The following is a 26,438-nucleotide window of genomic DNA, read 5'->3' as shown; positions in this document are numbered from 1 at the left end:
CAGCGGGCCCTATTGCCCACCGGCGACAAAGCGCGGGGAAGCGGACCGCCGAAGAGGGGGCGGGGTATCGACACGCTCCGGCGCTCGACCTTCGCACGGCCGTCAACGGGATGCTGTCGGGCTGCAGCCGAGCCGGCGCGGATGAATCTGCACGCCGGACCGCACGGATTCAGTCGGGTCGTTCGTGGACGGTCAGCAGCAGATGATCGAACCGGGTGCGCTGCTGAACCGGCCCGCCGCCCTGCGCGACGACCGCGGCGACGAGTTTGGCCGCCAGATCGCGCAGTTTGGTGTTGGTCTCCTGGGAGCGCCACTGCAACACCCCGAACGCCTGCTCGGCGTTGATGCCGTAGATGAACATCAGGACGCCTTTGGCCTGCTCGATGACCTCCCGTGCGGCCACGACCTCCGGCAGCGTCTCCTTCAGCACTTCCTGCCGGTTCTCGTCCAGCCGGCCGGTCAGATCCACGTAATAGCCGGTGGTTCCCACGGTCGCGCCGGTCGAGTCGTGCAATCGATCCCCCACCACCAGCACGTGATGCACCTGGCCTGCCACATCGATGATGCGGTGCCTGCTGCAGAACGGCTCACCGGTCCGCACCGCCGTGGCCAGCGTCTCCGCGACCGTGGCGCGGTCGTCCGGATGCTTGTGCGCCAGCAGCAGTTCCGTGGTCGGCTCCACCGTCCCCGGCGCGTACCCGTGCAACCTCGCGACCTGATCCGACCACTCCCAACGGTGGTCGGCGAACCAGAATCGGAAGCTTCCGATGGTCTCCAGCTCCTGCCGCTCGCCGTCGGCGGTCTCCGCCTGGCTTCCGCTGCCAGGATGCGCCGTCTTCGTCACCACTCGATCATTCCCTCCCTCGGGCGCCGGGGATGAGAAATCTCGCGCGCCGGACGGGCGAACGCTCAGGCACGTCTACCTCGCCCCAGCGTCCAGCACACGAACGGTGTCGCGGGCGGCGAGGGGTTCGTAGTGGTCGGTGAAGAGTTTGGCGACGAGTTCGCCGCGGCTGGCGACGCCCACCTTCTCGAAGACGGCCTTCACGTGGTCGCGGACGGTGTGCGCGGATAGGAAGAGCTGAGCGGCGACATCGCTGGTGGCCAGGCCACGGGCGATCAATTCGGTGACCTCCAGTTCGCGGGGGGTCAACTCGTAGGCGGCGACCACCAGGGACATGACCTCGGAGGGTTTGGCCGGTGCGATCACCATCGCGGTCATCCCGGGACGCCCGTCGGCGTCGCGCAGGCAGGAGGCGTGGCAGACCAGCCAGCGGCCGGTGCTGGAGCGGATGCGGATGCGGATGCGGGAGTTCTCACCGGTCGATCGGGCCCGGCCCGCGGTGCTGAGGATCCAGACCGGCAGCGGTAGCGCGATGCCGGTGGCGGTCGGCGTCGTCGGCCCGGGCGGCATCTGGGCGAGCAGGTGACGAGCCTCGTCATTCAGTGACACCAGCCCGCCGGTCTGGTCGAACAGCAGCATGCCGGGCGCGTCGGCGAGGGGCGCACACGGTAGCTCCGACGACCGCGCGAAGCTGCGCAGCCGCCGGGCCATGGGTGTCGACAGCGCGTGGACCACCTCGATATCGGCGGCCCGGAACGGCGTGCGGCCGCGCTCCCGGAACAGGCTCAGCTGCCCCCACGGCTGCCCGTCGACTCGCAGCACGGCACGCAGTTCGTCCTCGAAACCGCGCGGGCACATGAAGCTTCGGTACAGCGGGCTGAGGGTGGGCCGGTCGCCGGTCACCTCCCGCAACCCCGCCACCGGCACCGAGGCCAGCGCCAGATCGCGGAAGAGGTTCACATGCTCGGCGAAAAGCTCTGATTCCCAATAGGTTCCGCAGCCGCCCTCGTGCAGGTTCTCCACGCGCACCGGCGCGGTGGTCAGCCCGTTGATCGGATCGGTGGCCACCCAGACAGCGGCGTCGAACGGTGTGATCCGACGCAACCGGCCGGAGGTCTCGGCGAACAGCGCGTGCGCGTCGGGCGCTTGCGCGATGCCGGTGCACAGCGCGTCGACGGCGCGCCGAGTTGGCGTGGTCATCTTCGTCATCCTGCTGTCGTGCCCGTTCACCCGCCATCCCGCATATGAGGGATAAGCCGCAGGCCCGAGGCGAAATTCCCTCGATCGCGGGATGCCGGTACGGGCCGGGGCGGCCGAGGCTGGTCAGCGCACGGCAAAGGCGGCACGCAAAGGCCACGAGGCCGCAGCCGTGCGCACTGCGCACCTCGATGAAAGAAGGCACAACCATGCGTATCGGCATCATCGGCGCGGGCGCCGCGGCGGTCGCGTTGCTCGACGCACTCGCCGCCGCCGACCGGGCGCCCGGCAGCATCACCGTGTTCGACGGCTCCCCCGCCATATGGCGCGGTCGCCCGTACCAGCCGGACCTGGAGGCGGTGCGGGTGAACGCCCCGCCCGCCCTGATGTCGGTACGCGCCGACGACCGCGCCCACTACGAGCGCTGGCTGCGCGACCGCGGCAACGGGGCAGGGCGCCTCGACGAGCGTCCCGGCGCGCCCCTCGTCGGGGAGGAGCCGCACCGCGAACACCCTATACGGACCGAGCGCGCCGGCCCCTCGCGGTTCGACTCGAACGAGGACGCCGCTCGACACGTCGGTGACGGCCTGGTCGAGGCATCCTCCGCGCGCGTCGTCGAGCGGAGGTGGCGCGGTGACGATCTGGAGCAGTACCTCGATGAAGGTCTCGGCGTTCCCCTCGTCCCGCGTGGTGTCTACGGCGCGTATCTGGAGCAGACCGCGCATGCCGCGATCTCGCGGTTGCGCGCCCGCGGCGGTCGAGTGAGCGTGGTGAACGCCCGGGTTACCGGCTTCACCCGCGAGAGCGGCGCTGTGCTGCACACCGACGACGGCGGTAGCCATCCGGTGGACCGCGCCGTCCTGTGTGTCGGAAGCGGCCGTCCCCGCGACCATTACGGATTGGCCGGCGCACCCGGATATGTGAATGAGCCCTACCCGCTGGCGACCACAACGGCCGATGTGGCGTCCAGCGCGCACGTCGCGATCATCGGCAGCGGACTGACCGCGGTCGACATCGCCGCGGCACTGACGGCCCACGGCCATGCCGGGCCGATCAGCTTCCTTTCCCGCAGCGGCGTGCTGCCGTACGTCCAGCAGCGGCCGTTGCCCCTGGCGCCGAAGCACCTCACGCCATCCCGGGCGCTGGAACTGGCCGGGCAGGGCACGGTCCCCATCATCCGGCTGGTCGAACTCATGCGCGCCGAACTGGCGGAACTGGGGCAGGATTTCGAATCCTTCGCCACCGAGATCCTGGAAACCGAGACCGAGGAACCGGCCACCCGCCTGCGCCGCCAATTGGACGCGGTCGATTCACCGCACCAGGGCCGCCGCCTGCTGACCATGGCGATCCGGAGCATGGGTCCGATCCTCTGGCCCGTGCTCGCCGAGCACGACCGGACGATGCTGCGCGAGAGGTATTTCCGGACCATCAGCAGTCTCAGCTCCCCGATGGTGCCGCACAACGCGCGAATCATCCTGCGTTTGCTGGATTCCGGGCAGTTACGGCTGCGACCGGGTTTCACGAAGCCGGCGGCCCGGCCCGGCGGTGGTTTCACAGTGTTCGACGGCACCGACCGGCCCGCCGACATGGTCTTCAACGCCGTCAACCCACCCGCCTACACCACACCGCAGGAGACCGAACCGCTCCTCGGCGCACTGATCGCCACCGGCGCAGCGGAACTCGCGCCGACCGGCGGTCTGCGCATCGAGTCCGGCACCCGCCGCCTCCTCGTCGGCGACCACCCCGACCCCACCTGGCACGCCCTCGGCAACCTGGCCGCGGACTCGATGTTCATCGCCACCAATCCCCCCGGCCTCGCCGCCGAAGCCTCGATTCTCGCGAACCACCTGACGATTCCCTCCGTCGCATGATCGGCCGCGCCCGAGCCTCGAATGCGGGACGGATCTTGGCGAACCGATTGCGGAGCGCAGGCGGGTCTACACCGGGCTCGTGGACTCGAGCCAGAGCCGCCACCCTTGCCGGACTCCGAAGCGAAGGCGCAAGCCCTGAGAGTGAGTGCACTCTGGATCGGGCACACCAAGCCGACCTCGATCGGACGCGAGTTCGGCGTCGCGCTCGCCCACCACCGGGCACATCGACGGCAGCTCCAGCCGTGGTTCGGCCACCCGCACCGATGTCCGGGCATCGATGGCCGAAGCGGTCTCGCCGTTCACCGGCCCATCCGCTCGCGCACCGCCATCGACGGCCGCTGCGGGGCCGACTCCTGCTCGGGCGGGCCGGTCGGCCAACGGGGTATCGTTAGCTCCATGAACACTCAAAGGTTGCGAATCTGCCGCGATTTGTGTGTTGTGATGTTGTGACCAACACTTCCGGAGACGCGTATCCCCTCGCGGACACGATGACCACCACGGTCGCGGCGCACGACGGCGCGACGGTGCTGACGGTGGCCGGCGAGGTCGATCTGGCGACAGCCCCCGCGCTGGAGAACGCGATCGATGCCATTCTCAGCGGCAAGCCCGCGGCCCTGATCATCGACCTCACCTCGGTCAGCTTCCTCGCCTCGGCGGGCATGGCGACGCTCGTGGCAGCCCACCAGCGCGCGGGCTCGACCACCTCGATCGCGGTTGTCGCGGAGGGCCCGGCGACCAGCAGGCAGCTGAAGATGACCAGCCTGGATCAGGTGTTCGCGCTGCATTCGACGCTGGACGCCGCGCTGGCGGCGCTCCGCCAGAGATGACCCCCGCCGCTGCCGCCGTCGCACCCGTCGACGGCGGCAGCGCCTTGTCTCAGACCAGTTCGCGCAACTGTTCGATCAGCTTGACGCGCTCGCCGGCGGTGGCCGCCATCGGCACCACGTTGAGGACCGTGACGCCCGCCTCCCTGAAGGCCGCGATCCGCTCCTTGACGTAGCCGGCCGGGCCGACCAGGGAGATGTCCCGGACCAGCTGGTCCGGCACGGCCTTGGTCGCGGCCTCCTTCTCCCCCGCCAGGTACAGCTCCTGGATGCGGTCGGCCTCGGCGCCGTAGCCGTATTTCGTGGCCAGGGTGTGGTAGAAGTTCTTGCCCTTGGCGCCCATGCCGCCGATGTAAAGCGCCAGATGCGGCTTCACGAACTCCAGCAGCGGGTCGACGTTGTCCCCGATGGCCAGCGCCGGGCCTGCGTAGACGTCCAGGTCGCCGAGGACCGGATCGCGCTTGGCGAGACCGGCGGTGAGCGAGTCCGCCCACACCTCCTTCGCCTTCTCCGGCAGGAAGAAGATCGGTTGCCACCCCTCGGCGATCTCGGCGGCCAGTTCCACGTTCTTCGGGCCGAGCGCGGCCAGCAGCACCGGAATGCGCTCGCGCACCGGGTGGTTGATCAGCTTGAGCGGCTTACCGAGGCCGGTGCCCCGGTCGGCGGGCAGCGGGATCTGGTAGTACTTGCCCTGATATTCCAGGCGCTCGCGCCGCCAGACCTTCCGGCAGATCTCCACCAGTTCGCGGGTGCGGCCGATCGGCGCGTCGTAGGGCACGCCGTGGAAGCCCTCGATAACCTGCGGGCCCGACGCGCCCAGCCCGAGCACGTAGCGTCCGTCGGAGACGAAGTCCAGGCCCGCCGCGGTCATGGCGGTCAGGCTCGGTGTGCGCGTGTAGAGCTGCAGGATGCCGGAGGCCAGCTGCAGGGTGGTGGTCTTGGCGGCCAGGTAACCGAGCGCGCTCACCGCGTCGAACGAGTACGCCTCGGGCACGAACACGATGTCCAGGCCCGCCCGCTCGAGGTCGGCGACTTCGGCCGCCGCCTCTTTGAAGCCCCCCGAGTAGTTGATGCTCAATCCGATCCGCATAGCACTCAACATAACGGCGGGTACGTCCCGGCCGCGCACCGGCCGGGTGCGAGCCCGGCAAGGCGTGGTCACGCCCGAGGCGGCGGCGCCACGGGGTAGCGTCTACTCGTAGTCCTTCCTCGCCGTAGAACGAAAGGCAATACGCACGTGTCGCAGCCCAGCTCGTCGTCCACGGAAACTGCGCCGTCCTCCGGCGAGGTCACCCTCGCGCAGTACCTGGGCGATCTGGCCGCCAAGATTCCCGCACCGGGCGGCGGCGCGGTGGCGGCGTTGCACGCCGCGCAGGGCGCCGCGCTCGTCGCGATGGTCGCGCGCTACACCACTCGGGCCAAGGACGCCGAGAACCGGCCGGTGATCGACCGGATCATCGAAGCGGCCGACGCCGCCCGCGAGCGCGCGCTCGCGCTGGCCGCCGCCGACGCCGCCGCATTCACGGCCGTCGGCGCCGCCTACAAGCTGCCCAAGGACACCCCGGAGGACCTCGCCGCACGCACCGCGGCGATCAATGCCGCGCTGATCGAGGCCGCCCGCGTGCCCGCCGAGGTCGTCGACGAGGCCGACGAGGTGCTGTCACTGGCCGCGGAGCTGTTCCCGATCGGGAATCCGAACGTCGTCACCGATATCGGCGCGGCCGCCGACGCCTGCCGCGCCGCCGCGACCACCTCGCAGCTCAACATCGAGATCAACGTGGCATCGCTGCCCGCCGCCGACGGTGACCGGTTCGCCGCGGTCCTGATGCGGATCGAGGAGCTGACCGCGCGGGCGGACGCCCTGCACGCCGACGTGGTGCACGCCGTCCGCCGGTAGACGCGCGATCGCGCAGGGGCCGCCCGTTCAGGCGGGCGGATTCCAGGCGACCAGTACGACCTTGCCGCGCACCCGTCCCGATTCACCGAGTTCGTGCGCCTTCGCGGCGTCCGAGAGCGGCAGCACCTGGTCGATCGTCGCACGGAGGTGACCGCGCTCGACCATCGTGGTGATCTCGCGCAGTGAGACCGCAGAGGGTTCGACATAGAACCGCTCGTAACGCGGGTCTGCTTCCGCGTCCGAACCCTGGGTGTCGATCAACCTGCCGTCGGGACGCAGCACCAGAAGGGAGCGGGACCCGTACGCACCGCCGACCAGATCCAGCACGATGTCGACGTCGCGCACCGCGGCGCCGAAATCGACCGCGGTGTAGTCGATCACCTCGTCGGCGCCGAGACCGCGCAGGTACTCGTGGTTGACCGCACGCGCGGTGCCGATCACATGCGCTCCGCGGTGCCTGGCGATCTGCACCGCCAGATGCCCGACGCCTCCCGCGGCCGCGTGCACCAGCACGCGCTCCCCGGCACCGAGCGCGGCCAGCGCCTGCCAGGCGGTCAGCGCCGCCGTCGGTAGTGCCGCCGCGTGTACCAGATCGATGTTCCTCGGCGCCGCCGCCAGCGTTTGTGCCTGCGCCACCACGTATTCCGCGTTCGCTCCGCCGAACACCATCCCGTACACGGAAGCGCCGATCGCGAACCTGTCCACCCCGGCACCGAGTTCCTCGACGACACCCGCCACATCGAGTCCCAGCGTCAGCGGTGGATCGCCGAGCTTCCCGATCAGTCCGGCGCGCACCTTCCAGTCGGCTGCGTTGACGCTGGTCGCCGCGACCCGTACCAGCACCTCCCCCGGGCCGGGTCGCGGCCGATCCACCTCTACCACCTCGAGGACTTCCGGGCCACCGAACGCGTACTGCGTGATTGCGAGCATGGACCGATTCTGTGGCCACCTGGTACCTTTCGGGAAGAAGGCACCTTCTTGATACCGAGGTTCCCCATGGATACCGCATGTGACCGGCCGGAGACCGGCAGCCTGGTCGAGAGTTACCTGCATCACTGCCCCGCGCGGGAAGTGCTGGCCGTCCTCGCCGACAAATGGGTGATGCTGGTGCTGAGCGTCCTGCGCTCCCACGCGGGGCCGATCCGCTTCAACGAACTGCGCCGACGCCTCGACGGCATCACGCAGAAGATGCTCACCCGAACCCTGCGCAACTTGGAGCGGGAGGGCCTCGTGCGCCGGGCGGTCTACCCCACGGTGCCGCCCCGAGTGGAGTATTCGCTCACCGAACTCGGTGCGAGCATCGGTGCGATCAGTCACGCCATGGGCGTCTGGGCCGTCGAGCATCAGGACCGAATCCTGGCCGCGCGAGCGGAATTCGACGCGCGAGCCGCAGTCGAACCGCAACCGCTGCCGCTCGGGCTCACGCGCTGACCGGATCGCCGGACTCCGCGCGCAGCACCCCGAGCGACTCGCTGCCGTTTCGAACGGGCGGCGTGGGGTACGCGATCATTGGTGGGCCTGCCCCCGATCACAACCGGACCATGGACCGGTTCTATCCGTGGCCGAGTTGATCATGGGGGCCTAAAATGTTCCTTGCCTACCACACCAGCTCGAAGGGGTGGACGCCATGAGGAGCGCCATTCGGTACCTGTTCCTCGCGACCGTGATCGTGGCACTGGCCGCGTTCGGGTCGGGTGCGGCGGCCGCGACGATGATCGTGCGGCCGACGCCTCCGGTGGCAGCGATCGGACCCTCGAACGGCCAGGTGGTGGGCGTGGCTCATCCCGTGACCATTCGGTTCGCCGCACCTGTCACGGATCGCGCGAAGACGGAACAATCCATCGACATCAGAACGACCCGGCCGTTGCCGGGCACATTCGCGTGGACCGACGATCGCGAAGCCGTGTGGACGCCGAGCGGGTTCCTGCCCGCCGAGGCCACCGTCCTCGTCTCGGTCGGTGGTGCGCGCACGGAATTCCGCACCAACGCAGGTGTTTTCGGTGAGGCGAACATGTCGGCGCATACTTTCACGGTCACCGTCGGCGGCACCGTCGTCCGCACGATGCCGGCCTCGATGGGCAAGCCGGGGTACGAAACACCGGCCGGCACCTGGCCGGTGCTGGAGAAGTTCCGTTCCGTCGTGTTCGACTCCCGCACCATCGGCATCCCGCTGAGTTCGCCGGAGGGCTACGTCATCAACGGCGAGTTCGCCGAGAGGCTCACGTGGGGAGGCGTTTTCATCCACTCGGCGCCGTGGTCGGTGGACCAGCAGGGTTATGCGAACGTCAGCCACGGCTGCATCAACCTCTCCCGCGACGACGCCGAATGGGTCTATCGCACGATCGGCGTCGGCGATCCGGTCGTCACGCACTGGTGAGCGGTGCCCTCCGCCGGGTAGCGTCCTAGCGACATACCCGAGGGGAGGGCCATCCTTTGCGCGAGTTTCCGATCCCACCACCGCGTGACGCGAAGGAAGCCGAGTTCCAAGACCTCTGGGGCCCATGGGCTCTCGTCACGCCGCGCGATGTGGGCGAGGTCCTCGGCGACATCGACGCCCCGTGGTGGATCGCGGGCGGGTGGGCGATCGACGCATGGACCGGAACGCGGCGCGAGCACAGTGATGTCGACGCGTCGATGTTCCGTGCCGATCTGCCCGCTCTGCGCACCGCGGCACGAGGCCGCTTGCACATCTGGTCCGCGGGCCCGGACGGCATTCGCCCCGTCGATGACCGCTTCCCCGCCTTGCCCGACAGCGCCGACCAGGTCTGGCTGCGGGCGAACGCACGGTCTCCATGGCTGATCGACCTCCTGCTGAATCCCGGACAGCGGGGCTCCTGGGTCAACCGGCGCGATCGGACCATGGTCGCACCCCTCGACGAGGTGACCTGGATCGCGGACGACGGCATCCGCTACCTGAACCCCGAGTTCGTGCTGATCTTCAAAGTGAAACAGGCCCGGCCGAAAGACCGCGTCGACCTCGAACGGACCTGGCCGAAGTTGAGCGCCGCCCAGCGCGCCGTGGTGCGGGCCTACGTCTCCGACCACTATCCCGAACACGAATGGCTGGCTCTGCTGAAGTGACACCCGCCCACCGGCCACCTCGAGGCCGCGTGGGAGACCCGCCGGTATCCTCCGGTTGGCGGACGGCTCAATTGTGAACGCGGCAGGGCGTTCCCGCGTCGTGGCGATGCGGTTAATCTGACGGGGACCTGATGAAGGGCGGGGCGATGGATCGACCGGAGATGAGCGCGCGACCCGGCTACGACCGGGGAAATCCGTATGGCACCGGGGTGCCCGGGCAGGCGCCGGCCGGGGAGGAGTACCGCGGCGAGTGGGCCACGTGGGTGGATCGGCCGCAGGACCAGGCGCAGCCCACCGAACCCGTGCACACGCAGGCGCCCGGTCCGGACGAGTACGAAGATCAATTCGCGGGACTGATCGACCGCTCTCCCGCGCCGCGTAAGACGCGACGGTGGGTGGTACCACTGCTCGGCACGCTCGGCGTCGCCGCGCTCGGCTTCGCGGCCTTCCTACAGTTCGGGACCGGCGGCTCCGACCGGCAGGCCGCGGCGCCGGTCCCGCCCGCGCAGGCCACCGCTCCGGCGGCGCCGGTCGCTCAGTGCCCGGCCGAGCGGGTCGGCAACCGGATCCAGGGCAATGGCGTGGGCGGCTTCGATTCCGGTCCCGCGGTGATCTTCGCCTTCCAGCACGCCTATTACGTGGACCGGTCCGGCGAGCAGGTCCGCGCCACCACCACCGCGGACGCCGCGGTACAGGCCGCCGACGCCATCCAGCGCGGCATCGACAGCATCCCCGCCGGCACCACCCACTGCGTGGCGATCACTCCCGGCGCGTTCGCGGGTCAGTACACCGTGGTGGTCACCGAACATCGCCCCGGGCAGCAGCCGGTCACCTACAACCCGCAGGTCGTCACTACCACCAAGGACGGCAGCCGCACGCTCATCAGCGCCATCGCCCGGGGGTGAGGCGGCTCCTCACGCGGAGCCGCTCGGTCGGCCGGATTCGGCGGCGGTGACGACGTGGCGCATCAGCAGGGCCGTGGTGACCGGGCCCACGCCGCCGGGGACGGGGCTGAGCCCGGCTGCCTTGCCACGCACCGATTCGACGTCGACATCGCCGACGATCTTGCCGTCGGGAGCCTCGTTGGTGCCGACATCGATGACCACCGCACCCTCCCGGACGTGCTCGCCGGAGATCAGGCCGATGCGGCCCGCCGCGGCGACGACGACGTCGGCGGTGGCGGTGACGGCGGCGAGGTCGGCGGTGCGGGAATGGCACACCGTGACGGTCGCGTCTTTCGCCAGCAGCAGCTGCGCCAGCGGCTTCCCGACGACGTTCGAGCGGCCGACGACCGCGACGTGCCGGCCGGTCAGCGGGATCTCATGGTGTTGGAGCAGTTCGACGACGGCCTCGGAGGTAGCGGGGACGAAACCGTCCAGCCCGGCCGCGAGCAGGCCGAGCGACAGGGGGCTGACGCCGTCGACGTCCTTGGACGCGACGATCGCGGAACTCACGTCGTCGAGCGTGACACCCGCCGGGAGGGGCGTCTGCAGCATTATCGCGTCGGTCGCCGAATCCGTACCGCGCGCGGTGAGCTCGGCGCGGATCTCCGCAGCGCTCGCCTCGGGACCGAGATCGACCGTGTCGCAGGCTATTCCGAGTCGCTCGGCCGCCTTGCGGAGCGAGTTCACATACCAGGTGCTCGCCGGGTCGTCGTTCGCCACCACCAGGGCGAGGCGCGGGGCGGCGCCGCCGTCGGTGAGCGCGGCGGCGCGGGCCTTGGTGTCGTCGTTGATGGCGGCGGCGAGTTCCTTGCCGGACAGCGAAACGGTATCCACGTTGACACAGCCTAACGGGCGCGGCCGGGCGCGTTCCTCCCCCGCCCGGGTCCGGCAGTGCAAACTCGGGGCAATCGCACGGCGAGCCTGACTTGATCAGGCCATGCGACCACAGCGAGGCCGAACGGCGCACGCAGCCGGACGGCAGTCGCCGACCACGGCACGCCGGTCGCAGGCGTGGCGGCACCGCCGCGCCGCCGACGACGCCAGTGGACAGCCGCCCCGGCACTTCCCCAGTGCGCGACTGTGATTCGAGTAGTTTCGAATGCCTTCGGATCCGAGAGAGGCCGCCGCGATCCTGCCTCGAAAACGAACCAACGCCCCGGTTTCACCCCCGGCACGCGCACCGGGGGCGACATCGCGGGAGCCCGTTCGCAAATTGCCGGTTGGACGAAGAGTTCGCCCGTATGGTATTTCGTGTTTGCCCCAGCTAACTGCTAGCACGTGCCAACCCGTTCCACAGCGGAAAGGTGACGACTGTAGTGATGATCTCGAGGCAGTGGAAACTTCTCGTCGCGGCGTCGTTCGCCGCGTTCTCGCTCACCGGCCTGGCCGGTGTCCCCGCGCACGCCGCGCCGGAGACCGACGCCCTGTACAACTCCGCCCAGCGCCACTTCACCAACGGCGACGACGCCGCGGGCCGTGCCGACCTGCGCAATCTGATCGGTGCCGACCCCGCCGACGCCGAAGCGCTCGCCCTGCAGGCGATCTGGTCCGACTACGCCGGTGACCTGCCCGCGTTCGTGGACGCCATGGCACGGCTGCACGTGGTCGATCCGGGCTTGGCACAGGGCACCGACAACGTGCTCGGCGCCGTGCGCGCCGCGGTGGGCACGCTGCCGAACCCGCTGCCCGCGCTGGCGGGGCCGCAAACCGGCATCGTCGTGCTCGGCTACGGCCTGTTGCCGGATGGTGCGCTGCGCCCCGAACTGGTGAACCGGCTCACCGCGGCGTGGTTGCAGTCCATCGCCGCTCCGCTGTCGCCGATCGTCGTCACCGGCGGGAATCCGCAGAACGGCATCACCGAGGCCGAGGCCATGCGCGACTGGCTGGTCGCCCACGGCGTAGCGCCCGCGCGCATCCACGTGGAGAGCCGCGCGGGCTCGACCGTGCAGAACGCGCTGTTCAGCACGAGGCTGCTGCGGGATGTCGGTGCGACGAGCGCGATCGTGGTCACCTCGCCGAACCACATCCGCCGTGCCGTCGCCGATTTCGTCGTCGCGGGTACCCGGGTCGTCGGCGCGACGACCTCGCTCGAACAACTGGTCTCGCAGCTGCCGCCGCCCGGCAAGCCGGGCCAGCGCGGCATCTATCTCGACGCCACGCGTACCTTCCAGCTCAGCACGGCACGCTGATTACCGGCAGGTCGGGATTCGCGCCGAGCGCCGGTCCCGATCGCCGGGGAAATTCGTTGGCGGCGTCCCGCGTGGGCGCGGCAGGATGGCCCGGTGACGTCAGCCGGAAATTCCGATGTGGTCGCCCGGCTCCGGGCGGCGGGCTGCGTGTTCGCCGAGGACGAGGCGCGACTGCTCACGGCCGCCGCCGCGGAGACCGGCGTTGCGCTGGAATCGCTCGTCGCCCAGCGCGTCGCCGGTAGCCCGCTGGAGCACCTGCTCGGCTGGGCGGAGTTCCACGGGCTGCGGGTGGCGGTGTCTCCCGGCGTCTTCGTGCCCCGGCAGCGCACCGCGTTCCTCGTCGACCGCGCGGTCGAGCTGATCCACGCCCGGACGGGTCATCCGGTGGTGGTCGATCTGTGCTGCGGCTCCGGCGCGCTCGGGCTGGCGGCGGCTCGGACCGCCGCCGACGAAGGTCGTCCGGTCACGCTGGCGGCCGCCGACATCGATCCGATCGCGGTCGAGTGCGCCCGCCGGAATCTCACCCCGCTCGGCGCACCGGTCTACGAAGGGGATCTCTTCGAGCCCTTGCCCGGGGAATTGCGCGGTTGTATCGACATCCTGCTCTGCAACACCCCGTACGTGCCCTCGGAGATGATCGCGCGGATGCCGCCGGAGGCCCGCGACCACGAACCGCGCACCGCCCTCGACGGCGGCCCGGACGGCTTGGACGTCTTGCGCCGGGTCGCGGCCGAGGCCGCCGATTGGCTGTCTCCGGGCGGGCATCTGCTCGTGGAGTCCAGCGAGGATCAAGCGCCGACCGCGCTCGCCGTGCTGGCGGAGAACGGTCTCGCGGGCCGGGTCGCGGCATCCGAAGAGCACTACGCGACCGTGGTCATCGGCACCCGTGCACGCTGACCACCGCGCCCACCCGTCGAGGAAGCGCCGTACACCATTCCAGCGGTGCGGCCTGGGAGTTCACCGCGCCGCTCGGTGGCCGTGCCGACATGCCCCGCTGTGAAGCCGCTGTGATTTCCGGACGCCGGGGCGAACGCGCCGCGCTCTACTTCTCGCGACCGGTGAACTGGTCCATGGAGTGGTAGACGCCGACCGTGTCGAGGAACAGGTCACGCAGCTTGATCGGCAGCAGGCCGGAGATCGCCTTGTTCAGCCGCGAGGTCCACGGCAGCACGACCAGCGGGGCGCCGTTCTTCATCTCCCGCCACGAGGTGTCGACCACCTTGTCCTGGTCCAGGATCGGGGTGAACAGGAAGCCCTTGGCGCCCTCGAACATTCCGGTGTCGATGTAGGTCGGGCAGACCGTGGTGATCTTGACGTGCTCGTGGCCGGCCTGTTCCAGTTCGATGCGCACCGAGTCCGACCAGCCCAGCGCCGCCCACTTGGAGGCGGCGTACACGCTCATGCGCGGGTTGGACACCAGGCCCGCCGAGGAGGCGATGGTCAGCACCCGCGCCTCGCCGGTTCCGACGACCATGGCGGGCAGGAACTCGAGCGTGACGTACATCGGGGCGAGCGAGTTGATCGCCATGGTCTTGTCGATGTCGGCGCGGTTCTGCGTTTCCCAGAAGTAGCTGTTGCCGCGCACGATCCCGGCGTTGTTGACCAGGATGTCGATGCCGCCGACCTGCTCGCGCACGCCGGCCGCCGCCTCGGTGATCGCCTCGGGCGAGGCCACGTCCACCACGAAGTGATGAACGGCGCTGCCGCGGCCGGTCAGCTCGGCGGCGGTGTCCTTCAGCGCGGCCTCGTTGATGTCCCACAGCACCACCGCCGCGGCGCCTTCGCGCACCGCCCGCTCGGCGAACAGCTTGCCCAAGCCCATCGCGGCCCCCGTGACCAGGACCCTCTTGCCCGCCACCGTGTCCAGTTTCATCCGTACCGCTTCCTGATCCGTGAGTCGTGCGAGTTACTTCTGCCGAAGCGCTTTCATGACGCCGAAATACAGCGTCATCGTCTTGGCCCAGAGCGCTTCGGACATGCCGGGCAGCGGAGCGATCGGCACGACTCGCTGCACCGCGATGGTCTGGGTGTCGATGTACTTGAGCAGGCCCTCGGGACCGTGCCTGCGTCCGGTGCCGGAGATGCCGAGTCCACCGGACGGCGCGTCGGCGCTGCCCCAGGCGGCGATGAAGCCCTCGTTGACGTTCACCGAGCCGGCCTCGATCCGCGCCGCCACCGCGCGACCGCGGGCGGTGTCCTTGGTCCAGACACTGGCGTTGAGGCCGTAGGCGGTGTCGTTGGCCTGTTCGACGGCTTCCTCGTCACTGCTCACGCGGTAGATCGAGACCACGGGGCCGAAGGTCTCCTCGCGGTGCACCGTCATGCCCGGCCGCACGCCCGCCAGCACGGTGGGCTCGTAGAAATACGGTCCGAGGTCCGGACGCGCGCGACCGCCCGCCAGCACCGTGGCGCCCTTGGCCACCGCGTCGTCGACATGCGCGACGACCGTGTCGAGCTGGCGCTGGAAGGTCAGCGATCCCATGTCGCTGTGGTAGTCCAGACCGCCGCCGAGCCGGATGGCCTCGACGTGCCCGACGAATTCGGTGACGAAGCGGTCGTAGACGCTGTCGTGCACGTAGATGCGTTCCATCGACTCGCACAGCTGTCCCGCCGAGGCGAAGCAGGCCCGGATGGCGATCTTCGCGGCGCGTGAGACGTCCGCGTCGGCGAGCACCAGCAGCGGGTTCTTGCCGCCGAGTTCGAGCGAGTAGCCGATCAGGCGCTCGCCCGCCTGCCGGGCGATGGTCCGTCCGGTCGCGCTGGAGCCGGTGTAGTCGACGTAGTCGGCACGGGCGATCACCTCGCCGCCGATCACCGATCCGCGGCCGAGCACCGCCTGCCAGAGCCCGCGCGGCAATCCGGCGCGCACGGCGGCATCAATGGCCCACAGCGCGGTGAGCGCGGTCTGGTTGTCCGGACGCGCCACCACCGCGTTGCCCGCGACGAGGGCGGGCAGCGCGTCGGAGGCGGCCAGCGCCAGCGGATAGTTCCACGGCGAGATGACCGCGACCACGCCCTTGGGCCGATGCCGCACGTCGACCTGGGTGAGCACGGGAAGCACCCCGCGCGGTTTGCGCGTGGCCAGCAGCCGGGCCGCCACCGAGGCGTAGTACCTGGCGTTCACGGCCACGTCGCCGACCTCGTCGAAGGCGTGGGCCCGTGCCTTGCCGGTCTCGGTCTGCACGATGTCGAGGATGGCGTCCTGCTCGGCCAGCACGATGTCGTGGAATCGGCGCAGCACCGCGATCCGTTCCCGCACCGGACGTCGCGCCCACTGGCGCTGGGCTTCGCGGGCGGTCGCGAACGCGGTCTCGATGTCGTCGGCGGAGGACTGCGGCAGATCGACGATCTTCGCGCCGGTCGCGGGTGCGAACACTTCGACGGCGGGCGCGCCCCCGGCGACGGCGTGCGCGAGCAACGGCTGCACCAGTGCCGGGGACAGCGCGTCGGCGGTGGCCGGTTGGGAGGCGGTCGTCATGGTCGGCCCTCTCGAGGACGGTGGACCGCGCCGCGGACGCGCCCCATTAAATGAACAGTGGTGTTAGATTAATATCTATGTCACACCTCGTGTCAAGCTGTTCGTCGTGGCGCACAGGGATCCCGGGGGCCGCGTTGTGAGGCGGCACTATGCAGGCTGAGCCGACGGCCGCGCGGCGCGGCAGGCCGCCGCAGACTCAGGAGCAGGCCGAGGAGGTCCGCGCCCGGATCGTGCTCGCGACGGCGGAAGTGTTCACCCGCACGGGTTCCCGTGGGCTGAGCGTCGCGCAGATCATCGAGCAGGCGGGACTGGCCAGGCCGACCTTCTACCGCTACTTCGGCAACGCGAACGAACCGCTGCTCGCGGTGCTCGACAGCTCCAACGAGGGGTTGGTCGGCGGCATCCGCGCGGCGCTGGCGGGCACCGACGAGCCGGTCGAGCTGGGTATCCGGCTGATCGACGCCTACCTCGACTGGGCGCGCGGGCACGGCCCCATGCTGCGGCCGCTGTTCGCCGAGCTGCACGACCCGGGCTCGCCGGTGTCGGCGTACCGCGAGCGCGCGCTCGACGACATCCGCGATCTGGTGCGCGAGACGTTCGCCGAGCTGGGCAGGCCGGTGCCGAGCCCGCTCGACCTGGACGCGGCGCTGCACCTGTGCGAGTACGTGGTCTACCGGATCTCCGCGGGCGCCGCGCCCGGCGCCGAACCGGACGCGGACACCGTCGCGGCGGCGCGCCTGACGATGATCCGCGTGCTGCTCACGACGCTCGGCACGCGCGTCGATCTGGAGTACGCGCTGACGCTGCCCGCGATCTTTCCCGCCGCGCCGTAGTCCGGCCCGCGCGCGTCAGCGCGGAAGCGGGGTGACGGGATGATCGACGTCGATGACGCGCTGTTCGACCCGGTGGATCAGTTCGTGCACGCGCGGGTCCCGCGCCAGCCTGCTGTCCAGCACCACGTTGATCACGCCGCGGAACAACGCGTAGGGCTCCCACTGCGGCGGCGCGATGGTGCGCGCCGCGCGCCGGGCGATGCCGTCGGCGATGGATTCCGCCGCGTCGCGCACGGTGATGCGCAGGTTGAGCGGCCACGGCAGCAACGCGCCCAGGTCGGCGCCCAGCTCGTCCTCGTCCAGCGTGCCGTGCGTCATCGCGGTGTCGACGATGCCGAAGTACGCCACGCCCGCCGTCGCGCCCACCGCGGCGAGTTCGACCCGCAGCGCCCGCCCGAACTGCTCCACCGCGGCTTTGCTCACCATGTAGGGCGAACCGGCCATGCCGGGCGCGAACGCCGCGGCCGAGGAGACCACGACGACGTGCCCTTTCGCGGCGACGATGTCCTCCAGCGCGGGATGCACTGTGTTGAACACCCCGGTCACATTGATGCCGATGACCCGATCGAAGTCTCCGGGGTTCATCGTCCGGATCGTGGCGGGCTCGGGCGCCACCCCCGCGTTGGCCACCACCACATCGATCCGGCCGAAACGCTCGCGCACCCGGGAGATGGCTTCGCGCATCCCGATTCGATCGGAGACGTCCGCGCGCACGACCAGCGCGCGCTCCCCCATCGATCGCCCGACGGCAGCGGCGGCGGCCTGGTCGATGTCGATCAGCGCCACCGAAGCGCCAGAGGCGTAGAGCTTTTCGGCGAGCGCGCGGCCGATTCCGGTGCCCGCACCGGTGATCACCACCACCCGGTCGCGCACATCGAGCCGGTGCTCGGCAGGGGGGGACAGCAGCTGACGCAGCAGGTCGACGACCACGATGCTCACCCGGCCCGCAACTGGTAGGACTGCGGATCAAAACGGCTTGTGCGCCGCCGGTATTCGAAACTCCAGTTCGGGTACAGACCGGCGTTGCCGCCCTCGGCGGTCTGGTAGTAGCTGCGGCAACCGCCGGTCAGCCAGGCGGTGTCGCGACTGCGCTCGGTCACCTCGTCGAGGAAGGCTCGCTGCACCTCCTCGCGCACATCGATCCGCTGGATGTTCCGCGCACGCATGGTGGTCACGGCATCGACGATATAGCGCACCTGCGCCTCGATCATATAGATCGCGGACTGATTGCCCGCCGCCCCGAACGGCCCCAGCGTGCAGAAGAAGTTCGGGAAGCCCGCCATGGCCGCACCGAGGTAGCTGCTCGGACGCTCGCGGTAGCGGTCCCCGATGGAGCGACCGCCGAGCCCGTGGATCCGATCGAAAACCGCGGGGGGAACGCCGAATCCGGTGCCCCAGATGATCGTGTCCACCGCGTGCTCCGCGCCGTCGGCGGTGACGATCGACCGGGCGCGGATCTCCCGGATGCCCTCGGTGACCACTTCGACGTTCGGCCGGGTCAGGGCCGGATAGTAGGCGTCGGAGAAGATCGCCCGCTTGCAACCGATCACGTAATCGGGGGTGAGTTTGCGACGCAGCTGCGGATCGCGCACCTGGCGCAGCAGCTGGAGTCTGCCCAGCGCCTCGTACGGATGCCGGAACCGCTTGTCCACGAAGCCGACCAGACCGAAGCCTTCGATGCCGGTGTAGAAGAGACCGCGGATCGCTTTGCCGAGCGCGGGGACCCGGCGCAGCAGCGCGCGTTCGGCGGGCAGCGTGCGGCGATCCAGGCGCGAGACGATCCACGGCGCCGAACGCTGGAACACGGTCAGCTTGCCCACCAAGGGCTGGATCTCCGGGATGAACTGCACGGCCGACGCGCCTGTGCCGATCACCGCGACGCGCTCGCCGGTGAGATCGTGTTCGTGATCCCAGTGCAGCGAATGGAATTGCGTCCCTTCGAAGGTGTCCGCGCCCGGCACCCGCGGGATCCGCGCCTCGCTGAACGGCCCGACGGCGGAAACCAGCACCGCCGCGGTCAGGTCCCCGCGACCGGTACGTAGCCGCCACAGGGTGGCCGCGTCGTCCCAGCGCGCCTCGAGCAATTCGACGCCGAACCGCATGTGCCGCACCACGTCGTGGCGCGTCGCGACCGACCGGAGGTAGGCGAGGATCTCCCGCTGCGTGCCGTAGGTGCGCGACCAGTTCGGATTGGGCGCGAAGGAGTACGAGTACAGCTGGGAGGGCACGTCGCAGGCGCAGCCCGGATAGGTGTTCGCCCGCCAGGTGCCACCCAGGTCATCCGCGCGCTCGAGCAGCACGAAATCATCGACGCCCGCTTCGCGCAGCGCGACCGCCAGACCGATCCCGGCTATCCCGGCCCCGATCACCGCGACTGGCACGTGTTCCGGATGCGCAGCCATGTCTTCCTTCCGCTGCGGGCGCGTAGCCCGCCGAGCTCACAGATCCAGTTCGAGTTCGCCGCCGCGCGCCCGGGAGACGCAGGTCAGCATCGTCTCCGCGCGCTCGGATTCGAGCAGCGACCGGTCCCGGTGGTCCACCGCGCCCGTGAGCACCCGTGTCTTGCAGGTGCCGCAGAATCCCTGCTGACAGGAGTAGGCCACGCCGGGCAGTACACGCCGGATCGCGCTGAGCGCGGACTCGTCGGCCGCGACCTCCACGTCGAACCCGCTGCGATGCAACCTGATCCGGAACGGCTCGCCGTCGCGCACGGGCAGCGGCGAGAAGCGCTCGGTGTGCAGCGAGGCCGTCGGATCGTGCAGTGCGAGCACCGCACGCGCGGCCTCGGCCAGCGGCGGCGGCCCGCACACGTATACCGCGGCGCCGGGCGGCGTCTGCTCGAAGATCATCCGCGCGTCGGGCACGCCGTACTCGTCGTCCGGCCGCACCACCACGTCGCCGCCGGTGTACCGGGCCAGGTCGTACAGGAACGGCATGCGCGAGCGGGACCGGCCCAGGTACATCAACCGCCAGGGCACCGCCGCGCGTTCGGCCGCGGCGACCATGGGCAGGATCGGCGTGATCCCGATGCCGCCCGCGACGAACAGATAACACGGCGCCTCGACGAGCGGGAACGCGTTGCGCGGACCGCGCACGCACAGCCGGTCACCGGCCCGCAGATCTCGGTGGATCTCCGTGGATCCGCCCTCGCCGTCGGCGATGTGGCGCACCGCGATGCGGTAGAACCCGCGGTCGGCGGGGTCGTTGGTGAGCGAATACTGTCGCTGCCGGCCGGACGGCAAGAAGACGTCCAGATGCGCGCCCGGCGTCCACGCGGGCAGTGGACCGCCCTCGGGGTGGCGCAGCCACAAGCTCACCACCCCGTCGGCCTCGTGCCCGATCCGGTCGACGACCACCTCGAATTCGTAGCCGGTGCGGCGGACCGGATCAGGGCGCGAAAGCAATTGCGCGGCGTCGCTTTCGACGAACAGACGCTTGTAGGCGTCGGCCGCCGAGCCGATCAACCGCAGCGCGGCCCCGGGCTGGAACCGCTCCCCCACGGCGGTCACGCGTTCGCCGCCCGCGCCGCGGGCGACTGCGCGAGGTAACGCAGCGCGTTGTCCATCGGGCCGAGTTGCGACGGGTGGAAGCCCGGCCGCAGGTAACGCGGAATCTCGGTGAAGAACGTCGTGAAGCTGGGCACCACGCCGCGCACCGACGCACCGGCCAGCTGGAGCGGCCAGAATCGTCCTTTGTGCTGCGACGGGTCCTTGTGGAACAGGTAGCCCCCGGAGACGACGAACAGGACGAGCAATCCCGCGCTCGCGATGAGCGCCTGCCGCGCCTTGCGCGCGTACCCGCCGTCGACGTGCATGTACGCGTCGTAGACGACGCTGCGGTGCTCGACCTCCTCGGCGCCGTGCCAGCGGATCAGATCCAGCATCGCCGGGTGCATGCCCTTGGCTTCGAGGGTGTCGTTGGTGAGCAGCCACTCCCCGATGACCGCGGTGTAGTGCTCCATGCCCGCGAACAACGCCAGCCGCTCGCACAGCCACTCGCGCTTGGCCCGGCCGGTCAATCCGTGGTCGCCGAGGATGCGGTCGACCAGCCAGCTCACGCGATCGACCATCGGGCCGACGTCCAGGCCGAGCCGCTCCAATTGCTCGCGCGCCTTCTCGTGTGAACTGGCATGCATGGATTCCTGGCCGATGAAGCCGCGGACTTCCTCGCGTAACCGCTCGTCGTCGATCAGGGGTAACGCCTCGGCCAGCGCCTGCGCCATCGCGCGCTCACCCTCGGGGAGCACCAGGTGCATCACGTTGATGATGTGGGTGGCCATCGCCTCGCCGGGGATGTAATGCATCGGCACCGTGGCGAAGTCGAATTCCACCGCGCGCGCGTTGATGGCGTGTGTCTGGTCGGCGTATACGGCAGAACCCATCTCGCACCCCTCGTCATCGATCGGTGTCTTCGCAATGTATTGGTGACATCAGGTGCTGTCAACATCACATGATGTCAATTCGGTCCTATGAGAGGATGACGCTATGGACCAAGCCGACGGGTCGATTCCGGGCATGCGCCGCTGGCGCGGGCAATCGCCCGCCGATCGCGTCGCCGCGCGCCGGGAACAGCTGGTCGAGGCGTGCACGGAGCTGATGGCGACCGTAGGCGCGGCCGAGACGTCGATGCGCGGGGTGTGCAGGCAGGCCGGACTCACCGAGCGCTACTTCTACGAGAGCTTCCCGAACCTGGACGCGTTGCTGACCACCGTGCTGGACACCGTCGTCCTCGGCGCGCGCGACCGGCTGCTCGACGAGCTGCCCAACGCGCCCATCGAACGCGACGCGATGTTCCGCCACATGGTCGGCGTCTTCACCGACTATCTCCTGGCCGACCGCCGCCGCGGCCGGATCATGTTCATCGAATCGCAGGCCACCCCCGTGCTCATGCCGCGCGCCAACGAACTCATCGGCTTGTTCACCGCGCCGATCGCGTTGACCATCAGCGCGGGCGACTACAGCCAGCCGGTGCCCGACGAGCACGACTACGCGCTCAACGCCAGCGCCATCTTCGGCGCACTGGCCTACCTCTACCGGCCCTGGCTCGACGGCGAAATCCCCGTCTCCCGTGAACGTTTCGACGCGCACGCCGCCGACGTCATCGAGCGAATCGCCACCGCGCGCTCCGCGTTGAGCACCGAAGCCTGATTCCGCCTCGCGCCGATCACCGCGCCACCCGACTTCCCTTCTGCCACAACCTGTTCGGCGTGAAGTCAAATCGAGCGACAGGCGATCCGCACCGAAGGCGCGGCGCACAGTGAAGTCACTCACATCCGGCGAGAGAGACCTCGTGCCGACGACTCACGAACCGCCACCATCCGGCAATAGCCGATCGATAGCCATTCCGAAAGCGGCGCCGCCGCGAGCGTCGCGCGACGCGCACCGCGTCGAACCCGAAATGCGGTGACAAACCGAATCAGCAGGTCGAATAGCCATACTGGCAAGCCATAGCCAGCCGGTCACCGGTTGGTGATACCTCACGAAACATGTACTGCTGGCCGTGATTTCCGTCTCAGACGGCGATGCGAAATGGCTGTAGTCATTCGTTGTTACCGTCGGGTAGTGTTCATCGCACCGACGATCAGAGTCGATCCGGAACCGTATCTCTCCACGATTTCAGGAGCGCTCGTGTCTCCCCATTCTCGCTTCGAATCCATCGGCGCCTATCTGCCTTCCCGAGTTGTCACCACCGCGGAATTGCTTTCCGGGCTGAAAGAACCGCCTTCGTTCGATCTGGAGAAAATCACCGGCGTCCGCGAACGCCGGGTACGCGATACCAGGCCGGAAAGTCACGAGGACTCGTTCACGCTGGCCGTCAAGGCGGTAGAGGACTGTTTGTCCAGGTCGAAGTACGCTCCGGAGGAGATCGACGTCGTCATCTCCGCCTCGATCACCCGAAGCAAGCACGCGACCCGGGTATACATGGAGCCATCGTTCGCGGGTTCGATAAGTCGCCTTATCGGAGCCAAGAACGCCATTACATTCGATATCACGAACGCCTGCGCCGGAATGCTCACCGGCACCTACATCCTGGACCGAATGATTCGGTCCGGCGCCGTTCGAAACGGCCTGGTGGTCAGCGGTGAGGCCATTACTCCGATCGCCGAGACCGCGATCGCGGAGATTTCCCAGAAATACGATCCGCAATTCGCTTCGCTGTCCGTCGGCGATTCCGGCTGTGCGATCGTGCTGGACCAGGCGGTCGACGAAAACGACATGATCCACTACATCGAGATGATGACCGCGGCGGAATACGCGCAGCTGTGTCTGGGCATGCCGAGCGGCAAGACGCAGGGCATCGCGATGTACACCGACAACCGCCGGATGCACAACGAGGACCGCTTCCTGCTCGGTACCAATACCCAGCGGAAATTCCTCGCGGCGCAGGGCAGGACCTTCGCCGACGAGAAGTTCGACTACGTGATCCACCACCAGTTCGGCGCCGCGGCCATCCCGTGGATGAACGCGATCGCCGAGCGCGAGTTCGGCAGCCCGATGCCGCCGGATCTGCGGGTCATCGAGAAGTACGGGAACACCTCCACCACTTCGCATTTCATCGTTCTGCACGATCAGCTCGGCGAGCAGAACATCCCCGCGGGATCGAAGTTGCTGCTGGTGCCCGCGGCCTCCGGCATCGTCACCGGGTTCCTGTCCACCACCATCTCGTCGCTGAAGGTCTGAGGTAGGTCATGAGCGTACGCATCAAGTCCACCGGCGTCAGCCGGGGCGGCGACACCAACAGCATCGTCGAGCACAGCGCCCGCGCGGCGAAGCGGAGCCTCGAGCGTGCCGGGATCCTTCCCGAACAGGTCGGGCTGCTGATCAACGCGGGCATCTTCCGGGATTCCAACACCGTCGAACCGGCGGTGTCGGCGCTGATCCAGAAGGCAGCGGGTATCGGGCTCGAATACGCCAAGGACGACCCGCGCACCTTCTCGTTCGACCTGATGAACGGGGCGGTCAGCGTGCTCAACGCGATCCAGGTGGCCACCTCCGTCCTGGAGACCGGCAGTGCCGAGCACGTGCTGATCGTCTCGGGCGACACCCACCCGTCGCTGCTTCGCTCGGTCGGCGACGAACGGTTCCCGTACGCCACCTGCGGCGCGGCGCTACTGCTCGAGCGCACCGACGAGCCGACCGGCTTCGGCCGGGTGCACACCGTCGCCGGGGAGGGTACGCCCGCCGTGGAGGCCTACGTCGACGTCTCGACCATGGGCAACACCGGTCGCGGCGCGATGACCGTGGAACGGGAGCCCGGCTTCGAGGACCGACTGCTCGAGGTGGCCGTCGACGCCGCGCGGCAAGCGCTCGCCGAATCCGGGCACGCCTCGTTCGAGCGGATCGCGTTGATCGCGTCGACGCCGAGCCCGGAGTTCCCGAAGAGGCTGGCCGCCGCCCTCGGCATCGATCGGCGCGCGGTGCGCACTCCGGACCTGCGCGACGGCGACCCGCACACCGCGGCACTCACCGCGGCCTACGACCTGGCGGTCGCGGACGACGCCCTCGCCGAGCACCGCGAGGTGCTGTTCGTCGCGGCGGGGGCCGGTCCTTCGGCGGCGGCGGTGCTCTACCGGTTGCCCGTCTTCGCCGGGGCGCCTGCGTGACGACGGGAACCTACTGGCAGGCCATCGATCGGTTTCGTGCGGTCGTCCGCACCGACCCCACCCGGGTGGCCGTGCGCTACGCGGACGGGGTCGGCCCCGATGGCCTGCCGGCCTACCGGCACCTGACCTATCGCGAACTGGACGCGTGGTCGGAGACGATCGCCCAGCGGCTCGCGGCGTCGGGTGTCGGCACCGGGACACGCACCATCGTGCTGGTGCTGCCGAGCCCGGAGCTGTACGCGATCATGTTCGGGCTGCTCAAGATCGGCGCGGTGGCCGTGGTGATCGACCCGGGGATGGGCGTGCGAAAGATGTTGCGCTGCCTGCGCGCCGTGGACGCCGAGGCGTTCATCGGCATCCCGCAGGCGCACGCGCTGCGCGTGCTGTTCCGGCGCGGCTTCCGCGGCGTCCACACCGCCGTCACCGTCGGCAGGCGGTGGTTCTGGCGAGGCGAGTCGCTGCGGGACTGGGGCCGCACGCCCGCCGGCTCGGTCACCGCGGGCCGACCGGCCACCGAGGACGACCTGCTGTTCATCGCGTTCACCACCGGCAGCACCGGACCAGCCAAGGCCGTGCAGCTCACGCACGGCAATCTGGCCGCGATGGTGGAGCAGGTGCACGTGGCGCGCGGCGAGGTGGCGCCGGAGGCCTCGCTGATCACTCTCCCGCTGGTCGGTGTGCTGGATCTGCTCCTGGGTTCGCGCTGCGTATTGCCGCCGCTCATCCCGAGCAAGGTCGGCGCGACCGATCCCGCACATGTCGTCGACGCGATCCAGAAGTTCGGCGTGCGAACCATGTTCGCCTCCCCGGCGGTGCTGATCCCGCTGCTGGAACACCTGCGCACCCGGCCGGCCGAGCTGAACACGCTCGACAGCATCTATTCCGGTGGCGCGCCGGTGCCGGACTGGTGCGTCGCCGGACTGCGCGCGGTGCTCGGCGAGGACGCGAAGGTCGTCGCCGGATACGGGTCCACCGAGGCACTGCCGATGTCCACCATCGAGTCCAGGGAACTGCTGGACGGGTTGGTCGAACGGGCGCACCGCGGGGCGGGAACCTGCCTCGGCAGGCCCTCCCACCAGGTGCAGGCGCGCATCGTCGCCATCACCGACGACGCCATCCCGACGTGGAGCCGGGCCGAAGAGCTCGCGGGCGGGCTGGAGGACACCGGCGGGATCGGTGAACTCGTGGTCGCCGGGCCGAATGTCAGCGCCAGGTACTACTGGCCGGAGCAGGCGAACATGCTGGGCAAGATCGCCGACGGCGACCGGATCTGGCACCGCACCGGCGATCTCGCGTGGATCGACGATCAAGGACGGATCTGGTTCTGCGGACGCAAGAGTCAGCGGGTGGTCACGGCGCGCGGTCCGATGTTCACCGTCCAGGTCGAACAAGTCTTCAACACCGTGGCGGGCGTGGCCCGCACGGCGCTGGTCGGGGTCGGGGCGCGCGGAGCGCAGCGACCGGTGCTCTGCGTGGAGCCGAAGCCGGGCGCGGACGCGCAGGTCGTCGAGGCCGCGCTGCGGGCCCACGGGGCGCGGTTCGACCTCACCAGGACCATCGACGACTTCCTGATTCACCCGTCGTTCCCGGTGGACATCCGGCACAACGCGAAGATCGGGCGCGAACAGCTCACGATCTGGGCGGCCGAGCGGCTCGGAACGGACAACCGACGATGAA

General features: G+C 69.5%; 25 protein-coding genes. 14 read left to right on the top strand and 11 right to left on the bottom strand.

Features of this window, described 5'->3' with window-relative positions:
- Window positions 1–169: 169 nt before the first annotated feature.
- Entirely contained in the window at window positions 170–844 is a 675-nt protein-coding gene (locus ACZ6DL_RS05635; protein ID WP_466049197.1) for a PAS and ANTAR domain-containing protein, read from the bottom strand.
- 75 nt (window positions 845–919) lie between these two features.
- The gene (locus ACZ6DL_RS05630) at window positions 920–2,044 is read right to left on the bottom strand and encodes a LuxR C-terminal-related transcriptional regulator (RefSeq protein WP_466049196.1); all 1,125 of its coding nucleotides are present in this window, start codon (window positions 2,042–2,044) and stop codon (window positions 920–922) included.
- A 206-nt stretch (window positions 2,045–2,250) separates the two neighbouring features.
- On the opposite strand from ACZ6DL_RS05630, the gene ACZ6DL_RS05625 reads away from it, so the two are divergent.
- The gene (locus ACZ6DL_RS05625; protein ID WP_466049195.1) at window positions 2,251–3,912 is read left to right on the top strand and encodes an FAD/NAD(P)-binding protein; all 1,662 of its coding nucleotides are present in this window, start codon (window positions 2,251–2,253) and stop codon (window positions 3,910–3,912) included.
- A 488-nt stretch (window positions 3,913–4,400) separates the two neighbouring features.
- On the top strand, window positions 4,401–4,739 hold the full coding sequence (locus ACZ6DL_RS05620; RefSeq protein ID WP_062972869.1) for an STAS domain-containing protein: 339 nt from the start codon (window positions 4,401–4,403) through the stop codon (window positions 4,737–4,739).
- A gap of 49 nt (window positions 4,740–4,788) precedes the next feature.
- On the opposite strand, the gene ACZ6DL_RS05615 is transcribed toward ACZ6DL_RS05620, so the two are convergent.
- Window positions 4,789–5,826, bottom strand: a complete 1,038-nt coding sequence (locus ACZ6DL_RS05615; protein ID WP_466049193.1) for an LLM class F420-dependent oxidoreductase — start codon at window positions 5,824–5,826, stop codon at window positions 4,789–4,791.
- 147 nt (window positions 5,827–5,973) lie between these two features.
- On the opposite strand from ACZ6DL_RS05615, the gene ACZ6DL_RS05610 reads away from it, so the two are divergent.
- On the top strand, window positions 5,974–6,633 hold the full coding sequence (locus ACZ6DL_RS05610; RefSeq protein WP_466049192.1) for a cyclodeaminase/cyclohydrolase family protein: 660 nt from the start codon (window positions 5,974–5,976) through the stop codon (window positions 6,631–6,633).
- Window positions 6,634–6,660: 27 nt separating this feature from the next.
- On the opposite strand, the gene ACZ6DL_RS05605 is transcribed toward ACZ6DL_RS05610, so the two are convergent.
- Entirely contained in the window at window positions 6,661–7,563 is a 903-nt protein-coding gene (locus ACZ6DL_RS05605; RefSeq protein ID WP_466049191.1) for an NADP-dependent oxidoreductase, read from the bottom strand.
- Window positions 7,564–7,629: 66 nt separating this feature from the next.
- On the opposite strand from ACZ6DL_RS05605, the gene ACZ6DL_RS05600 reads away from it, so the two are divergent.
- The 4 genes from ACZ6DL_RS05600 (at window position 7,630) to ACZ6DL_RS05585 (ending at window position 10,619) form a co-directional block, all read left to right on the top strand.
- On the top strand, window positions 7,630–8,064 hold the full coding sequence (locus tag ACZ6DL_RS05600; RefSeq protein WP_466049190.1) for a winged helix-turn-helix transcriptional regulator: 435 nt from the start codon (window positions 7,630–7,632) through the stop codon (window positions 8,062–8,064).
- A gap of 196 nt (window positions 8,065–8,260) precedes the next feature.
- A complete protein-coding gene (locus tag ACZ6DL_RS05595; protein WP_466049188.1) occupies window positions 8,261–9,010 on the top strand; it encodes a L,D-transpeptidase in 750 nt (249 codons plus the stop codon).
- A gap of 56 nt (window positions 9,011–9,066) precedes the next feature.
- Window positions 9,067–9,714, top strand: a complete 648-nt coding sequence (locus tag ACZ6DL_RS05590) for a nucleotidyltransferase domain-containing protein (RefSeq protein ID WP_466049186.1) — start codon at window positions 9,067–9,069, stop codon at window positions 9,712–9,714.
- A gap of 161 nt (window positions 9,715–9,875) precedes the next feature.
- A complete protein-coding gene (locus ACZ6DL_RS05585) occupies window positions 9,876–10,619 on the top strand; it encodes a DUF8176 domain-containing protein (protein WP_466049185.1) in 744 nt (247 codons plus the stop codon).
- Window positions 10,620–10,628: 9 nt separating this feature from the next.
- On the opposite strand, the gene ACZ6DL_RS05580 is transcribed toward ACZ6DL_RS05585, so the two are convergent.
- The gene (locus ACZ6DL_RS05580) at window positions 10,629–11,492 is read right to left on the bottom strand and encodes a bifunctional 5,10-methylenetetrahydrofolate dehydrogenase/5,10-methenyltetrahydrofolate cyclohydrolase (protein ID WP_466049183.1); all 864 of its coding nucleotides are present in this window, start codon (window positions 11,490–11,492) and stop codon (window positions 10,629–10,631) included.
- Between the two features lie 485 nt (window positions 11,493–11,977).
- Here ACZ6DL_RS05580 and ACZ6DL_RS05575 point away from each other — a divergent pair, with 485 nt between their 5' ends.
- Both ACZ6DL_RS05575 and ACZ6DL_RS05570 read left to right on the top strand, forming a co-directional pair.
- Window positions 11,978–12,847, top strand: a complete 870-nt coding sequence (locus tag ACZ6DL_RS05575) for a YdcF family protein (protein WP_393230969.1) — start codon at window positions 11,978–11,980, stop codon at window positions 12,845–12,847.
- 93 nt (window positions 12,848–12,940) lie between these two features.
- Window positions 12,941–13,744, top strand: a complete 804-nt coding sequence (locus tag ACZ6DL_RS05570; protein ID WP_466049182.1) for a putative protein N(5)-glutamine methyltransferase — start codon at window positions 12,941–12,943, stop codon at window positions 13,742–13,744.
- A 145-nt stretch (window positions 13,745–13,889) separates the two neighbouring features.
- On the opposite strand, the gene ACZ6DL_RS05565 is transcribed toward ACZ6DL_RS05570, so the two are convergent.
- Together ACZ6DL_RS05565 and ACZ6DL_RS05560 are read right to left on the bottom strand one after the other, a co-directional pair.
- Window positions 13,890–14,720, bottom strand: coding sequence for an SDR family NAD(P)-dependent oxidoreductase (locus tag ACZ6DL_RS05565; RefSeq protein ID WP_466049180.1), 831 nt, complete (start codon window positions 14,718–14,720; stop codon window positions 13,890–13,892).
- A gap of 33 nt (window positions 14,721–14,753) precedes the next feature.
- Window positions 14,754–16,325, bottom strand: coding sequence for a succinic semialdehyde dehydrogenase (locus tag ACZ6DL_RS05560; protein WP_466049178.1), 1,572 nt, complete (start codon window positions 16,323–16,325; stop codon window positions 14,754–14,756).
- 149 nt (window positions 16,326–16,474) lie between these two features.
- On the opposite strand from ACZ6DL_RS05560, the gene ACZ6DL_RS05555 reads away from it, so the two are divergent.
- Window positions 16,475–17,158, top strand: a complete 684-nt coding sequence (locus ACZ6DL_RS05555) for a TetR/AcrR family transcriptional regulator (protein ID WP_466049177.1) — start codon at window positions 16,475–16,477, stop codon at window positions 17,156–17,158.
- 15 nt (window positions 17,159–17,173) lie between these two features.
- On the opposite strand, the gene ACZ6DL_RS05550 is transcribed toward ACZ6DL_RS05555, so the two are convergent.
- From ACZ6DL_RS05550 to ACZ6DL_RS05535, 4 genes are read right to left on the bottom strand one after another with little or no spacing between them, the layout of a single operon-like run.
- Window positions 17,174–18,097 carry a short-chain dehydrogenase/reductase gene (locus ACZ6DL_RS05550; protein ID WP_466049175.1) on the bottom strand — a complete coding sequence of 308 codons (924 nt, stop codon included), beginning with the start codon at window positions 18,095–18,097 and terminating at the stop codon, window positions 17,174–17,176.
- Window positions 18,094–19,560 (bottom strand): flavin-containing monooxygenase, encoded by a 1,467-nt coding sequence (locus ACZ6DL_RS05545; protein WP_466049174.1) that lies wholly within the window; start codon window positions 19,558–19,560, stop codon window positions 18,094–18,096. Before ACZ6DL_RS05545 ends, ACZ6DL_RS05550 begins: the two co-directional genes overlap by 4 nt.
- A 36-nt stretch (window positions 19,561–19,596) precedes the next feature.
- Entirely contained in the window at window positions 19,597–20,667 is a 1,071-nt protein-coding gene (locus tag ACZ6DL_RS05540) for a PDR/VanB family oxidoreductase (RefSeq protein ID WP_466049172.1), read from the bottom strand.
- On the bottom strand, window positions 20,664–21,539 hold the full coding sequence (locus ACZ6DL_RS05535) for a metal-dependent hydrolase (protein ID WP_391463115.1): 876 nt from the start codon (window positions 21,537–21,539) through the stop codon (window positions 20,664–20,666). The genes ACZ6DL_RS05540 and ACZ6DL_RS05535 overlap by 4 nt, the downstream gene beginning before the upstream one ends.
- A gap of 103 nt (window positions 21,540–21,642) precedes the next feature.
- On the opposite strand from ACZ6DL_RS05535, the gene ACZ6DL_RS05530 reads away from it, so the two are divergent.
- The 4 genes from ACZ6DL_RS05530 (at window position 21,643) to ACZ6DL_RS05515 (ending at window position 26,437) form a co-directional block, all read left to right on the top strand.
- Entirely contained in the window at window positions 21,643–22,305 is a 663-nt protein-coding gene (locus ACZ6DL_RS05530; protein WP_393229507.1) for a TetR/AcrR family transcriptional regulator, read from the top strand.
- Between the two features lie 480 nt (window positions 22,306–22,785).
- A complete protein-coding gene (locus tag ACZ6DL_RS05525) occupies window positions 22,786–23,838 on the top strand; it encodes a 3-oxoacyl-ACP synthase III family protein (RefSeq protein WP_466049171.1) in 1,053 nt (350 codons plus the stop codon).
- Window positions 23,839–23,846: 8 nt separating this feature from the next.
- Window positions 23,847–24,761, top strand: coding sequence for a beta-ketoacyl-[acyl-carrier-protein] synthase family protein (locus ACZ6DL_RS05520; protein WP_466049169.1), 915 nt, complete (start codon window positions 23,847–23,849; stop codon window positions 24,759–24,761).
- The gene (locus tag ACZ6DL_RS05515) at window positions 24,758–26,437 is read left to right on the top strand and encodes a fatty acid CoA ligase family protein (protein ID WP_466049168.1); all 1,680 of its coding nucleotides are present in this window, start codon (window positions 24,758–24,760) and stop codon (window positions 26,435–26,437) included. Before ACZ6DL_RS05520 ends, ACZ6DL_RS05515 begins: the two co-directional genes overlap by 4 nt.
- Window position 26,438: the final 1 nt, after the last annotated feature.

The sequence above is a fragment of the Nocardia sp. NPDC041819 genome (assembly GCF_055590505.1).
The sequence above is the reverse complement of the archived record's forward strand: the minus strand, read 5'-3'. Positions and strand labels throughout refer to the sequence as shown.